Raw genomic sequence first — 14,036 nt, 5'->3', positions numbered from 1 at the left:
TTCAGGTCGGTTCGATTGAACGGTGAAGACAATGGGGCGGGCGTTGCGGTCAATGCATGCCGAGGTAGGCGGCGGCGAGTTCAGGGTCGTTGCGGGCGTCGGCGGCGCTGCCCTGCCAGGCGACATCGCCCGACTCCAGCACGCACACGCCATCGGCGATGGCCAATGCGCGCTCGGTGTTCTGTTCCACCAGCAGCACCGTCATGCCTTCGTCGCGCAAGGTTTTGAGCGCCTGGTAGCACAGGTCGATGACCTTGGGCATCAGGCCCAGCGACAGCTCGTCGATCATGATGAGGCGCGGGCGCGTCATCAGCGCACGACCAATGGCCAGCATCTGCTGCTCACCCCCCGACAGGTTGCCGGCCAACGAATCCAGGCGTTCACCCAGGCGGGGGAACAGCGCCAGCACGCGGTCGCGGTCTTGCGCAAAGTAGCTCGCGGGGTGGATCACGCCACCCACGCGCAGGTTCTCTTCCACCGTCAGGTCCTTGAACAGGCGGCGGCCTTCGGGCGAAATGGCAATGCCACGGCGCACGCGTTCGGTGGGCGGCAGTTGGCCGATGTCCTGTCCGTCAAAGTGGATCTGCCCGCCTTGCTGGGCGACGTGCCCGGCGATGCACATCAGCGTGGACGACTTGCCGGCGCCGTTGGTGCCCAGCAAGGCCGTTAGCGTGCCGGCCTTCAGGTTCAGCGACAGGTCGTGCACCGCGCCAAAGGCGCCGTAGCCGCAGGCCAGGTTTTTCAGCTCAAGCATGGGCGGCCTCCGGCGCGGCCGATTCGGCCAGGGTGTCGTTGCCCAGGTAGGCGGCGCGCACCACCGGGTCGTTCATCACGGCGCGCGGCTCGCCGTCGGCGATCTTGCGGCCGTTGTCCAGCACCACCAGGCGCTGGCAGATGCGCATGACTTCGCCCAGGTTGTGTTCGATCAGCACAATGGTCACGCCGCTGCGGTTGATGTCCGCAATGGTTTCGGCCAGAGACCGCGCTTCTTTGGAGTTGAGGCCGGCCAGCGGCTCGTCCAGCAACAGCACACGCGGCTTGAGCGCCAGCGCCCGCGCCATCTCCAGCCGCTTGAGCACGCCCAGCGGCTGCGTCCCCGGCAGTTGATCGGCGCGCTCGGCAATGCCGACGCTGCGCAGCAACTCCAGCGCGCGCGCCTGCTCGGCGCTCTCCGACACATGCATGAGCGACGCCAATGGTGACGCCGTCTTGGCTGAACCCGCGGCCAACGCCACGTTCTCCAGCAAGGACAGGTGGCGCAGCGGCTTGACCAGCTGCTGCGACAGGGCCAGGCCGCGGCGGATGCGCTTTTCAATCGCTAGGCCGTCGAGCGGCTGGCCGTCCAGCGTGACGCTGCCTTCCTGCGCGCGCACCACGCCGGTGATGGAGCGCAGGCAGGTGGTCTTGCCGGCGCCGTTGGGGCCGATCAAGCCCAGCAGCTCGCCCGGGAAAAGGTTGAACGACACGTCGTCGATGGCTTTGAGGCCACCGAAGCGCACCGTGATGTGCGAGACCACCAGCAGCGGGGCCACCGCCTCATACGTTGTGCTCATGGCTGGGCTCCCTTGGTCGCGGCGGCCGCCTGGGTGTTGGGTTTGGCCTTGGGTTTGCGCAGGCTTTCCACGATGCCGGCCAGGCCACCCGGTGCAAAGCGCATCATCAGGAACAGCAGGCCGCCGTAGACCAGCAGCTTGTAGTCGCCAATGAACTGGAACCAACCCGGCAGCGCGGTCAGCACCGCAGCGGCCACGGCAACCCAGAACACCGAGCCGATGCCCCCCACCACCACCATCGACAGCACGGTGATCGATTCGACAAAGCCGAAGCTGTCCGGCCCCACAAACTTGATCTGCTGCGAATACAGCGCACCAGCCAGGCCGGCCAGCGCGGTGCCGATGGCGAACGCGGCCAGCTTGTAGCGCGGCACGTCAATGCCCAGCACGCGCATGGTGTCCTCGTCTTCGGCAATGCCGCCGAAGACGCGGCCCATCCAGGTGCGGCGGATGAACACGCACAGCGCGGCGGTCAGCGCGGCCAGCACCACGCACAGCAGCATGAAGCCGACGTCGCCCAAGCCGGAATCGGGGAAACCGGCGATGCCCATTTCACCGCCCATCCATTCCTGCTGGCGCACCACGCCAATGAACAGAAAGCCGACGCCCATGGTGGTGACCGCAAGAAAATCGGCGCGCACGCGCAGCGACGCCAGGCCAACGATCACGCCGAGGGTGGCCGCCAGCAGGATCGACACCGGCAGCGTGGCCAGGAAAGGCCAGCCTGCCTGCGTCAGCATGGCGGAGCTGTAGGCGCCGACGCCCAGGAAGGCGGCGTGGCCCAGGCTGATCTGGCCGCAAAAGCCGGTGATCAGGTTCAGCGACAGCGCAAACAGCACGCTGATCGCGATGGTGGTGAGCAGGGAGATTTCGTAGTCCATGGCAATCCGTCTCCGGGCTCAGCGCCGTGCAAAGAGGCCCTGCGGCCGCAGCATCAGCACCAGAATCAGGAAGGCGAACGCGATCGCGTTGCGGTCCATCACCTTGCCCAGGTAAGTGGTGCCGAAGGATTCGATCAAGCCCAGCACCAAAGCTGCCATCAAGGTGCCGCGCACCGACCCCAAACCGCCCAGCACGATGATGGCCAGAGCCTTGTACGCCGGCACACTGCCCATCGTCGGCTCCACCAGGTTGTTCAGGATGGCGACCCACACGCCGGCAAAGCCTGCCAGTGCCGAGCCCACCAGAAAGTTCAGGTCGCGCACCGTGTTCAGGCGAATGCCGAAGGATTCGGCCATCTGCGGGTCCGACACCGTGGCCTGGCAGGCGATGCCGATGCGCGTGCGCGTCTGCAACCAGCCCAGCAGGCCGATGATCAGCGCGCTGAACACGATCACGGCCAGCTCGGCCTGTTTGAACACCAGGCCGCCAATGGCCAGTTGCCCTTGCAGCGGTTGGTTGGTGAACGTCAGTCCCGAAGCGCCAAAGACGATGCGGAAGATCTCTTCACACGCGATGTACAGGCCGATCGAGGCGATCAAGGCCACGTAAGGCGGCCGGTCCAGCAAGGGCTTGTAGGCCAGGCGGAACATGGCCACGCCGCCGATGCTGGCGCCCAGCATGGCGGCCGCAAAAGCCATGAGCAGGCTGCCGGTGGCGTTGTGAACCACCACGCCGAGGTAGGCGCCCAGCGTGAACAGGCCGGCATGCGCCACGTGCAGAATGCGCAGCAGGCCGTAGACCAGCGTCAGACCGAGCGCAATGAGCGCGTAGATGCTGCCCTGGACCAGGCTTTGCGCGAGGAGTTCGAGGAACAGCATGAGCGCTCCGTGCGACGGTCAGTCAGGCCGCGCCGGACTTACTTGCTCTCTTTGGACGGCGGCGCCAGCAGCACCGGGTCGGAGATCACGGAGTGGCGGTGGAACGCCTTGTTCTTGACCACCTGCACCTGCACATCTTTCTTGACCTCGTGCAGGTCATTGAAGTTCAGGTCGCCGATCGGCGTGTCGAACTTGCCGGCCGCCATGGCGTCGCGCAGCGCAGCGCCGCCCTTGCCACCGGTCTTGCGCAGTCCATCAAGCAGCACCGTCACCGCCGTGTACGTGGACGCTGCCACCATGTCGGCGCCTTCCTTGGTGGCGTCGCGGTAGGCGCTCAGGAAGGCCTTGGTCGCGGGGCGCTCGGAGTCGCGGTCCAGCGAGGTGGTGACCAGCACCCCTTCAGAGGCAGCGCCGGCGATCTCCATGAACTTCTCGGAGTCGTAGCCTTCCTGGCCAATGATCGGCGCGGTGATGCCGGCGGCGCGCAGCTGCGCCACCAGCGGGCCAGCGGTGTAGTAGTAACCGCTGGCGTAGATCACTTCGGGGGTCTGCGACTTGACCTTGGCCACCAGCGGACCGAACTGGCGGTCCTGCAGGCTGTACTCGTGCTCGCCCACGATGTCCAGGTTGAACTTGGGTGCGCCTTCCTTGAAGCCCGCCGCCAGCGACTGGCCGAAGTCGTTCTTCACCGTGATCAGCGCAACTTTTTTCTTGCCCAGCTCGTTCACCAGCTTGGCGCCGGCGCGCCCTTGCACTTCACCCATGGCGGACACGCGGAACATGTAGTCGCCCACACGGGTGATGTCCGGGTGGATGGCGTAGGCCGTCACGTAAGGCACCTTGGCGTTTTGGAACACGCCGGCCGACGCGCGCGTCGATGCCGAGTACGAGCCCGACACGCCACCCACCACCTTGTCGCGCTGGATCAGTTTGGTGGCGGCGGGCACGGCTTCCTTGGGCGACGCCTGGTCGTCGTACACCACCAGCTCAACCTTCTCGCCGTTGATGCCGCCCTTGGCGTTGGCTTGGGCCACGGCCAGCTTGGCGCCTTCGTGGGCCGACTTGCCATCCGCGGCGGCAAAGCCGGTCAGCGGGACCATCAAGCCGATCTTGATGTCGGCAAAGGCGGATGGGGCGGTTGCGGTCAACAGCAACGCAGCGGCGGCGCTCAGGACGGGACGGGTGAAGCGGGGCATATCGAGTCTCCTGCGAGGTTGGGGAGCGAGCTCAGCGGGACTTCTTGGGCTCGGTTGGTGATGGAACTTGAATGTACATGTCTAGACAAGTGGAGTGCAAGACATTTAATTCGGGGTTTTCCCTGGAAGAATTCGATCTTGACTAGGGTTGTCTAGACAATAATCCGACTACGCTCAGGGCAATGAATTCCGGAAAATCCACCGCAACCTACCTGCGCATCAAGGACCACCTGCAGGACGGCCTGGCCGTCGGGCGTTGGCCGCCGGGGGCACAAATGCCGTCAGAAGCCGAGCTGGTCGCGCAGTTCGGCGCCAGCCGCATGACCGTCGGGCGCGCGGTGCGCGAGCTGCAGGCCGAAGGCTTTGTGGAACGGGTGCAAGGCGTCGGCACCTTTGCCGCGCAGCCCTATCGCGCCTCGTCCACGCTGACGATCCGCGACATTCACACCGAGATCAGCGAGCGCGGGCGCCGGCACGCGGCGCGCGTTAAGCTGGTGCGCGAGGAGCCCTTGCCCGCGCGCGTAGCGCCGCAACTGGGGTTACCCGCCGGTGCGCGCGTCTTCCACTCGGTGATCGTTCACTTCGAGGATGAGGTCGCCCTGCTGTGCGAGGACCGTTGGGTCAACCCCGAGGTGGTGCCCAACTATCTAGATGTGGACCTGGCCAAAAAAACCCCCACCGAATACCTGCTGGAGGTCGCCCCGCTGTGGAAGGCCAATTACTCCATCGAAGCCAGCCACCCCACGCGTGCCGAAGCGCGCTGGCTCGGCATTCCGGCCGACGCGCCATGCCTGGTGATCCAGCGACGGACTGAGAGCAAGGGCGCGCCTGTGACGTCGGTGCGCATGGTGTACCCGGGGTCGCGCCACGCACTGGAAGGCGCCTTCAGCGCCGACGCGTCGGAGCGCCGCGGGCGCTGATGCGGCGCCGCGGCCGGGCTTGATTCAGGCAGACAGGGCGGCCGCACTCGGCAGGATCGCGTGCAGCGCCTCGCCGTGCGGCAGCAGCGCCCAGACGCGCATGTGCTCCACATCCGTCGCCAGGTAGCGGTCCTGTTCGACAAACGCCACCTGCTGGCGGATGGCGGCAATCTCCGTTTCGACCAACGGGGCCGAGCGCAGTGACTGCGGCGAGCGCTTGAGCTCGATGCCCTGGCAAGCGGCCATGGCCTCGATGCCCACCATCACCGCCGCGTTGTTGACCATCTCGCCCAGACGGCGCGCGCCGTAGGTCGCCATGGACACATGGTCTTCCTGGTTGGCCGATGTGGGCAGGCTGGTCACGCTGCTGGGGGTTGCCAGGCATTGGTTCTCCGCCGCCAGCGCCGCCGCGGTGACTTGCGCGATCATGAAGCCGGAGTTCAACCCGCCGTCGCGCACCAGGAAGGGCGGCAGCCCCGACAGGGTCGAATCCAGCATGAGCGCCAGGCGCCGCTCGGACATGGCGCCGATTTCGGCCACCGCCAACGCGATGATGTCCGCGGCAAAGGCCACCGGCTCGGCGTGGAAGTTGCCGCCGGAGATGACCTCTCCCGTGTCGGTGAACACCAGCGGGTTGTCTGACGCTGCATTCGCTTCGATGCTGAGCGTGCGCGCGGCGTAGTGCAGGTTGTCCAGGCACGCGCCCATTACCTGGGGTATGCAGCGGATCGAATACGGGTCTTGCACGCGCCCGCAATCGGCGTGGCCCAGCACGATGGCGCTGCCAGCCAGCAGCGTGCGCATGGCGCCGGCCACAGCCACCTGGCCCGACTGCCCGCGCGCCGCGTGAATGCGCGCGTCAAACGGTTTGACCGATCCCTGAATGGCTTCCAGCGACAGGGCGCCCGCGAGCAGCGCGGCTGCAAAGACGTTTTCGGCGCCGAACAGGCCGGCCAGCGCCAGCGCCGTCGACACCTGTGTGCCGTTCAGCAGCGCCAAGCCCTCTTTGGGGCCGAGCACGAAGGGCTCCAGCCCGATTGAGCGCATCGCTTGCGCACCGCTGACGACGCTGCCATCGGCCAGCGTCGCCTCGCCTTCGCCGATCAGCACGCAGGCCAGGTGCGCCAGCGGCGCCAGATCGCCCGACGCGCCGACCGAGCCTTTGGCCGGAATCTGCGGCGTGACGCCGGCATTCGCCAACGCCAGCAAGGCCGCCGCCAGCGCGGGCCGCACGCCGGAATGGCCGCGCGCCAGGCTGATCGCCTTGGTCGCCAGCACCAGGCGCACCACGGCGGGTTTCAGCGCCTCACCCGTGCCCACGCTGTGCGACAGCACCAGGTTGCGCTGCAACTCGGCCAGGTGGGTTGGCCCGATCTTGGTGCTGGCCAGCTTGCCAAAGCCGGTGTTGATGCCGTAGACCACCTGGTCGCGCGCCACGATGTCGCTCACCACCGCCTGGGCCGCCTGCATCGCGCCTTGCGAGTCATCGGCCAGTGCCAGCGTCACGCCGCCTTCATAGATGCGGCGCAGCGTCGGCAGGGTGACAGAGCCGGGTTGCAGGATCAGGTGCGGGGGTGTGGTCATGGCGGCGTCCGGTTGGGCTGAGAGCGGGCGAAGTTAGCACGATCTCCCTGCGCTGGCGATGCCGATCAACCCGCGGCGAGACGCGGCGCAGGCCCAGTCGTCACCGGGACCGAGCGGGCGTGCCAGGCGCCGCGCCCACCTTGCGCGACAATCCCCGGTTGGGCACGCTGCCCGTCTGTTTGTCTGCCCTCCGTCCTGTTGTTGCCTGTGGCGCCGTCGCCTTTTTCCCCTGCCATCACCGACTCCAACGCTGCGGCCGAAGCGGCCTTGGGCGTGCTGCACGCTACCTTTGGCTACGACCAGTTCCGTGGCCAGCAGGGGGCCATCGTCGACCATGTGGCGACCGGCGGCGACGCGCTGGTGCTGATGCCCACGGGCGGCGGCAAGTCGCTGTGTTACCAGGTGCCGGCCATCGTGCGCCAGCGCGCGGGGCGCGGTGTGACGCTGGTGATCTCGCCGCTGATTGCGCTGATGCACGACCAGGTCGGTGCGCTGGATGAAGTGGGCGTGCCGGCGGCTTTCCTGAATTCCACGCAGGACTGGTCGCAGACGGAAGAGATCGAACGCCAGCTGCTGGCCGGCCAGCTCACCCTGCTGTACGCCGCGCCCGAGCGCGTGGCCACGCCGCGCTTTCTGGGCCTGCTGGATTCGCTGCATGCGCACGGGCAACTGAGCCTGTTCGCGATCGACGAAGCGCATTGCGTCAGCCAGTGGGGCCACGACTTTCGGCCGGAGTACCGCCAGCTGACGGTGCTGCACGAGCGCTGGGCCGACGTGCCGCGCATCGCGCTGACGGCCACGGCCGATGCCACCACGCGTGCCGACATCGTCGAGCGCTTGCAGCTGCAGGATGCGGCGCAGTTCGTCAGCAGCTTTGACCGGCCCAACATCCGCTACACGATTGTGGAAAAGCGCGACCCGACACGCCAGCTGCTGCAGTTCATCGAGCGCGAACACGAGGGCGAAGCCGGCATCGTCTACTGCCAGTCGCGCAAGCGGGTGGAAGAGCTGGCGCAGACGCTGTGCGACCACGGCATCGACGCGTTGCCCTACCACGCCGGGCTGGACGCTGCGCTGCGCCAGAAGCACCAGGACCGTTTCCTGCGCGAAGACGGTCTGGTGATGTGCGCCACCATCGCCTTCGGCATGGGCATCGACAAGCCGGACGTGCGCTTTGTCGCGCACATCGACATGCCCAAGAACATCGAAGGCTATTACCAGGAAACCGGCCGCGCCGGGCGCGATGGTGACGCGGCCGACGCCTGGATGGCCTATGGCTTGCAGGACGTCGTCAACCAGCGCCGCATGATCGACGAGAGCCCGGCGGGCGAGGACTTCAAGGCCGTGATGCGCGGCAAGCTGGACGCGCTGTTGGCGCTGGCCGAAGCCACCGACTGCCGCCGTGCGCGCCTGCTGGGCTACTTTGGCGAAACCATGGCGTCGCGCGATGGTGCAGACAATGCTATGGATTCGGTAGCTGGCCGCGCAGATGGTTCTAGGGCGGAAGGCCAAAATGGCTTGAAATCCGTGCCGCACCCCTACTGCGGCAACTGCGATAACTGCCTGCACCCGCCCGACACCTGGGACGCCACCGACGCCGCGCGCAAGCTGCTGTCCACCGTCTACCGCGTGCAGCAGGCCAGCAGCATCAGCTTTGGCGCGGGCCACATCATGGACATCGTGCGCGGCAAGGCCAGCGACAAGGTCGCGCAGTACGGGCACGAGCAGCTCAGCACCTGGGGCATTGGCAGCGCGTACAGCGAAGCCCAGCTGCGCGGCGTGCTGCGCCAGCTGATCGCCATCGGCGCGCTGCACGTCGACGCGCAGGCGTTCAACACCCTGCAACTGCTGGACGCGGCACGACCGATCCTGAAAGGCGAGCAGTCGGTGCGCCTGCGTGAAATGAGAGCAGCACCGAAGCGCGAACGCGTGCGCCAAGGCCGCGGCGGTCGCGCTTCACCTTCTCCGGCGGCAGCCGACCTGGACAGCGCCGGCCAGGCGCGCTTTGCCGCGCTGAAGGCCTGGCGCGCCGAAGTCGCGCGCGAACACAACCTGCCCGCCTACGTGATCTTCCACGACGCCACGCTCGCCGCCATCGCGGCGAGTGCGCCCACCAGCGTCGACGCGCTGGAGGGCATCAGCGGCATTGGCGCCACCAAGCGGGACAAGTACGGGCCGGAAGTTATCCGCGCGCTGGCGGCGGGCGGCGAACGCTGAAGGCCGGGCGCCGCAGCGCCGAGCGGTGCACCGGTGGACGTTGGCCATGGCTAGCCACGCGAGCGATTGCGACAGGTCGTAACGATTTGAGCCTGGAGCTAGTAGCGTTCCCAATGGGAACCTTCCCAGCTAGCTCGTTGGCGCTTCGGGCCGTAGCCTTGCTGTCATCTGTTTGACATAAAAGAGGTTTTCCATGTCCGACGTCGCCGCCGTCACGAACAATATCCAGCAACGCACCCACGACGATGGTTTCCTCTGGCTGAGCCGCAATGGCAACCTGAAGGAAACGGTCAAGGATTTCAAAGGCTTGACCACCGACGAGCGCAACCAAGTCGTGGAAGGCCTGACGGATGCCGATCTGCAGGAACTGGCCGACGACGTCAATGCCAACGGCGTCGGCGGCGCCAATGGCCTGTCGGCCGACGAGAAGCGAGACCTGTTCAATACCCTGGCCGACGGACTGGACGGCGCGCAAGTGGGTCGCCTCGCGAAGGCCTTTGACGACCGCGATGACGTCATGGCTTTGGGTCAGGCCGTGGCGCAGCACGCCGATTCGGAAACCAAGGTCGACTTCATCAAGGAGATGGCGCCGCGCACGCAGGACAAGGATCAGGACAGTGGGATCATGGTCGGCGGCTCGTGGAGCGAGAAGGGCGACAAGGAGGCCGAAGCCATCCTCGACGTGCTCAGCAGCATGGGCAACGATCCGGACGGGTTCAACAAGGCAGTGGGTACGCTGGACGAAACCACTTTGCATGCGGTGGCCGAGGCGGGCATCAACCAGCATGCCACCTATGGCGAAGCCAGCGTCAGCGTATCGCATGACCCCAAGCAGCTGACCGCTCTGCTGGACGCAGCAGCCAAGAGCAGTGACCCCGCCGTGAAAGCCCGCGTGTTTGACGCTGGCGCATCTGCCTTGCAGAGCATGCGGGACAACACGAAGTTTCCCGTGGTAAGCGTCGGCACCGACGATGCGGCCAAGCAGGTCACCGGCAAGTTGACCACGCTGCTGAACAGCGACGTGCGCGGCATCACGCACGAATTGAACCAGCATGACCAGTATGGCAAGGGCTTGTCGACCTACACCTCGGAAGTCTTGCGTGCGGGTGAAAGCGGTCAGAAAATCCTGGGTGAGCAGCTGGCGCAACTGCAGGGCGCAGGCACCGGCCTGTCGCCCATCGAGTTCATGGAACAGACCGCCAATGGCTCGACCGGAAAGGACTACTACCAAAATGCCGAATCCCTGGGCTACTTCACCGGCGCCATGCGCAATGGCCTGGAGGCGCAGAACGCTGATGCGACCGCGAATGGAACCATGATCAAGGGTATCTTCGGCGCCGCCATTGGTGCGCTGTCGCTCGGCCGGGCCGGCGGCAGCGCCACCTTGCTCACGAACACGATGGTGGACGCTGTGGTCTCCAGCGCCAATGGCGACCGCACCAAGCTTGGCCAGGCACTGCAGGACTTGGCGGTCCCGGTCGATGCCAACGGCGAGCGTTATCAGGGCCCGGCCACTTCCATCTTCGACAGCACGCTTGCCCGCGTGCGCGCCGGTTGATGTCAAGGCTGTCGGCGACATGCCGCCCCGCGTGGGCGGCTGCGCTGCTGGCAGGCGCGATGGTGCTTTTGGCGGGTTGTGGCGACTGCGCCGCGGATAGCGACCGCGTGCTCAGCGACACGCTTGAACACCTGGCCGCAGGCACGCGCCCCTTTTCACACACCGGGACCGGGAGTCTGGGCTTTGACGGCGCCATCGTGCGACTCAAGGAGCTGGACCGCGGCAAATCCGCGCGCTATTGCGGCAATCGCTTTGCTGCCGAGCCCGGTTTGTCGGATGCGGCCATCGTGGCGGACCTGAGCCGCCAACTCGGTGCTGGCTGGGGCGCGGTGCAGGAAGTGCCCGCCACTCAAACCTCAGTCAAGATCTACCGCTGGCAGAGCGATTGCTCCAAGCGCTTCTATGCTGTGATGGCGCATGGCGCACGGATACACGGCCCGGACGGCCAAGCGTTTCGGCCGCTGGTGACGATGTACCCGTGCGGCGGCGCCTGAGCCGAGGTTGACGCGGCGACGGCGACGCAGTTCGCGGATTGCTATAAATGTGGTAGCTTTTTGCGCAATGTGGGTTGGCACCGGCGCCCGAATCTTGTGCGTCGACACGTTGCTTGGGCTGCGCATAGGTGCGCTCTGGGGCTGGATAGGTAGTCTTCCCGATGGCAACCTCCCCAATGGGCAAGCGGCCTCGCCGTGCCTAGACTGCGGGGTATGACGCTGTGGTGACATGGCGGTTTCCTTCTCACGTTGCGCCGCACCGGCAAGCGGCCCACCAAGGGGGCAGATTCATGACCAGCTTGTCCGCGACCGTCCGCTGCAGTATTGACTCCGGGCCGCCTTCCTCGCACGGCACGTCGCACGCGTTGGCGATCGATACGCGCCGAGGCTATCCCGTCGGCGACGGATCATTTGCTGGCCAGGTGCGCGGCACTCAAGCTCAGCCCGAGCTCGACCTGCAGTTCGCGATGATGGCCAACGACGCCTACAAGGCCAAAGGCCCGGGTCCCACCGGCACCGCGTCGGAGCGGGAATTGGCGGCCGCGGGCTGGCACCGCCTGACCCCCGCCGGCGACCACTTGGCGGATGCAGAGGGCCGTCGGATTCCGATAGATGCGCAGCTGTTGCACGATCCCAAGACTGGCTTTGACGCTGCCATTTATCAGAACGACCAGGGCCAGTACGTCTTGGCCTACCGCGGTACCGACAACTGGAGCCTTGGGCAGGGTGGTGACTCCCGTGCCAATGCCGGTCAGGCTTCCGGTCTGGCCGTCGGCCAATATGAGCAGGGGGTTGAACTGGCCCACCGGGCCAGTGAAGTTTTCGGTCAAGGCAACTTCGCCATAACGGGGCACTCGCTCGGCGGTGGATTGGCCTCCGCCGCCATGCTGGCGGTGGGCGCGCCTGGTGTGACCTTCAATGCCTCGGGCCTGAGCGACAACACGATGCGCCACCTGGGCGTTGAAAACCCCAACGCCGCGCGCGCGGACTTGGCCGAGAACGGCCAGATCCGCCGCTACAACGTGCAAGGCGAGCTGCTGACCAACCTGCAGCAGGGTTCGATGCTGCCGGACGCCGTGGGCCACGAGCTGCGCGTGGACAAGCCCGACCGGCGTACCCGCAACCCCATCACCTTGCACGGTGGCAGCGGAGAGGGTGCCTCTTACGTCGAGGCATTGCGCTTGCACGATGCGCGCGAGATCCGTCAGGCGCCCTCTCTTGGCCGGCTGAGCGAACACTGGCACGAATCCAAGTTCAAGGCTGCCGCGGCGGCTGGGGAGCAGTTGGCCGGTCTGGCATCGGACGCTGCCCGGATCGGCGCTCACGCGCTGGAAGAAATGGGCGTTGCGGTGCGCGATGGCGCGAGCCATGGTCGTATGGTCGAAGGCGTGGGTCGCGCCGCCGGCAGCGCCGCGAACGGCGTCATCGATGTGGGCGCCAAGACGATGGAGCGTGGTGCCGATCTGACCGGCGACCTGGCCAGGGAAGTCGGCACCCTGGGTGGCAACCTGTTGCGCGATGTGGGCCAAAGCGCAGGACTGGATTGGGCGCCTGCCGCCGAGGCGTTCGAAAACGCGGGCAACCGGGTCAACGATTGGGTCGACAACCTGGGCGCCAGTGCAGGTCGCGCCTTGGACAAGGGTGGCGACTTCGTCCAGGGCGCTCTGGATCTGATGGGCGCTGGCGCACAACGGGCGCTGGAGAAGACGGCCGACGGTATCGAACGGGCGGGCCACAAGCTCGCCGATGGCACGGAATGGGTGAGCCGGCAGTCTGCCGACGGCGCTCAGTGGATGGGCCGCCGCACCTACGCCGCTGGACGCTGGGCTGCGGACCGCCTGAGCGACGTGGGCCGCCTCTTCAGCAACCCCTTCACGCGCTGATCGCCAGCCGGCTGTCGGCGGCCAGTGCCCCGCTAGACTGCGCCGTTGATGCCCCTCTCAACCCACCCCCTCGTTCGCGCCGCCACATCGCAATACCGTCGCCAGTTGCTGGCGTGGCTTGCGGTGCTGGCGTTGCCTGCCTGCGGGCAGCAAGGAGCCGACATGGCCGAAGCCCCTCAGCGCAGTGAACTGTTCGGTTCTCCCCAGGCCGCCGCGCTCTACTCAGCAGCATCCAAGGGCGATCTGCCACGGGCGCGTCGGTTGATGGCCGAAGGCGCGAACCCGAACGCGTTCAACGCGCGTGAACAGAATTTGCTGGACGTGGCTATGGTCCAAGGTGATCGAAGGGCGTTTGACGGTCTGCTTGAATTGGGTGCGGACCCCGCTTTTCTGGGCGGCGCGCGAGATACGTCCATGCACTTCGCTGCCCAGTTCGAGGATCCCTACTGGCTCAAGGCCATGCTGACCAAAGGCGCCTCTCCCGACGCACGCAACGCAATGGAGGAGACACCCTTGTTCGCCGCCCTCGGCCCTACCACCGACAAGAACGTCCAGCTGCTGCTGGACGCGGGCGCGGACGTTCATGCCAGGAGCCGCTCTCGACAAACGCTGCTCCACAAGGCCGCGAACATCAATGCGTTTGGCGACGTAGCCCGCTTTCTCGAGTTGGGTGTCGATCCCACCGCCAAGAACGACGTCGGCAATACGTTTCAGGCCAGCTTCTTTCGGACGCCAGAGCGCGCTCTCAACTCAGGGGCTAAGGATGCCCGCGCGAAGGTCCGCGCGTGGCTGCGCGCTCACAACATTCCCATAGAGGAATCCGGCCAGCGCTGAAAGGGTCGGTCGGAAGCGCGAGAGCACGCCGCCCAGG

The 14,036-nt window shown here is 66.4% G+C and carries 12 protein-coding genes; 6 read left to right on the top strand and 6 right to left on the bottom strand.

The genetic code is table 11. The features are described 5' to 3' along the window. Positions 1 to 49: 49 nt before the first annotated feature. The 5 genes from FVQ98_RS12255 to FVQ98_RS12235 are packed head-to-tail and all read right to left on the bottom strand — an operon-like array spanning position 50 to position 4,509. Positions 50 to 754 (bottom strand): ABC transporter ATP-binding protein, encoded by a 705-nt coding sequence (locus FVQ98_RS12255; protein WP_147913732.1) that lies wholly within the window; start codon positions 752 to 754, stop codon positions 50 to 52. After that, positions 747 to 1,553 carry an ABC transporter ATP-binding protein gene (locus FVQ98_RS12250; RefSeq protein ID WP_147913731.1) on the bottom strand — a complete coding sequence of 269 codons (807 nt, stop codon included), beginning with the start codon at positions 1,551 to 1,553 and terminating at the stop codon, positions 747 to 749. Before FVQ98_RS12250 ends, FVQ98_RS12255 begins: the two co-directional genes overlap by 8 nt. After that, entirely contained in the window at positions 1,550 to 2,434 is an 885-nt protein-coding gene (locus FVQ98_RS12245) for a branched-chain amino acid ABC transporter permease (RefSeq protein ID WP_147913730.1), read from the bottom strand. Before FVQ98_RS12245 ends, FVQ98_RS12250 begins: the two co-directional genes overlap by 4 nt. Positions 2,435 to 2,452: 18 nt before the next feature. Beyond that, positions 2,453 to 3,313, bottom strand: a complete 861-nt coding sequence (locus FVQ98_RS12240; protein ID WP_147913729.1) for a branched-chain amino acid ABC transporter permease — start codon at positions 3,311 to 3,313, stop codon at positions 2,453 to 2,455. Between the two features lie 38 nt (positions 3,314 to 3,351). Next, complete coding sequence (locus FVQ98_RS12235; RefSeq protein WP_147913728.1) at positions 3,352 to 4,509, bottom strand: ABC transporter substrate-binding protein; 1,158 nt, start codon at positions 4,507 to 4,509, stop codon at positions 3,352 to 3,354. Between the two features lie 182 nt (positions 4,510 to 4,691). Between FVQ98_RS12235 and hutC the strand changes: the two genes are divergently transcribed. Then, a complete protein-coding gene (hutC, locus tag FVQ98_RS12230) occupies positions 4,692 to 5,429 on the top strand; it encodes a histidine utilization repressor (RefSeq protein WP_147913727.1) in 738 nt (245 codons plus the stop codon). A 24-nt stretch (positions 5,430 to 5,453) separates the two neighbouring features. Here the strand turns inward: hutC and hutH are convergent, their stop codons facing one another. After that, positions 5,454 to 7,013, bottom strand: a complete 1,560-nt coding sequence (hutH, locus tag FVQ98_RS12225) for a histidine ammonia-lyase (RefSeq protein WP_147913726.1) — start codon at positions 7,011 to 7,013, stop codon at positions 5,454 to 5,456. A gap of 198 nt (positions 7,014 to 7,211) precedes the next feature. Between hutH and FVQ98_RS12220 the strand changes: the two genes are divergently transcribed. The 5 genes from FVQ98_RS12220 to FVQ98_RS12200 all read left to right on the top strand — a co-directional run bounded on the left by FVQ98_RS12220 (position 7,212) and on the right by FVQ98_RS12200 (position 13,999). Continuing rightward, positions 7,212 to 9,230 (top strand): RecQ family ATP-dependent DNA helicase, encoded by a 2,019-nt coding sequence (locus tag FVQ98_RS12220; protein ID WP_370512954.1) that lies wholly within the window; start codon positions 7,212 to 7,214, stop codon positions 9,228 to 9,230. 193 nt (positions 9,231 to 9,423) lie between these two features. Next, positions 9,424 to 10,788, top strand: a complete 1,365-nt coding sequence (locus tag FVQ98_RS12215) for a hypothetical protein (RefSeq protein ID WP_147913725.1) — start codon at positions 9,424 to 9,426, stop codon at positions 10,786 to 10,788. 107 nt (positions 10,789 to 10,895) lie between these two features. Beyond that, a complete protein-coding gene (locus FVQ98_RS12210) occupies positions 10,896 to 11,282 on the top strand; it encodes a hypothetical protein (RefSeq protein WP_147913724.1) in 387 nt (128 codons plus the stop codon). A gap of 290 nt (positions 11,283 to 11,572) precedes the next feature. Next, a complete protein-coding gene (locus FVQ98_RS12205) occupies positions 11,573 to 13,165 on the top strand; it encodes a DUF2974 domain-containing protein (RefSeq protein ID WP_147913723.1) in 1,593 nt (530 codons plus the stop codon). Positions 13,166 to 13,327: 162 nt separating this feature from the next. Then, positions 13,328 to 13,999, top strand: a complete 672-nt coding sequence (locus tag FVQ98_RS12200) for an ankyrin repeat domain-containing protein (RefSeq protein WP_187265718.1) — start codon at positions 13,328 to 13,330, stop codon at positions 13,997 to 13,999. Positions 14,000 to 14,036: the final 37 nt, after the last annotated feature.

Origin of the sequence: Ottowia flava (assembly GCF_008017535.1) — a bacterium.
GTDB lineage: Bacteria > Pseudomonadota > Gammaproteobacteria > Burkholderiales > Burkholderiaceae_C > Ottowia > Ottowia flava.
This window is presented reverse-complemented; position numbering and strand designations above follow the sequence as displayed.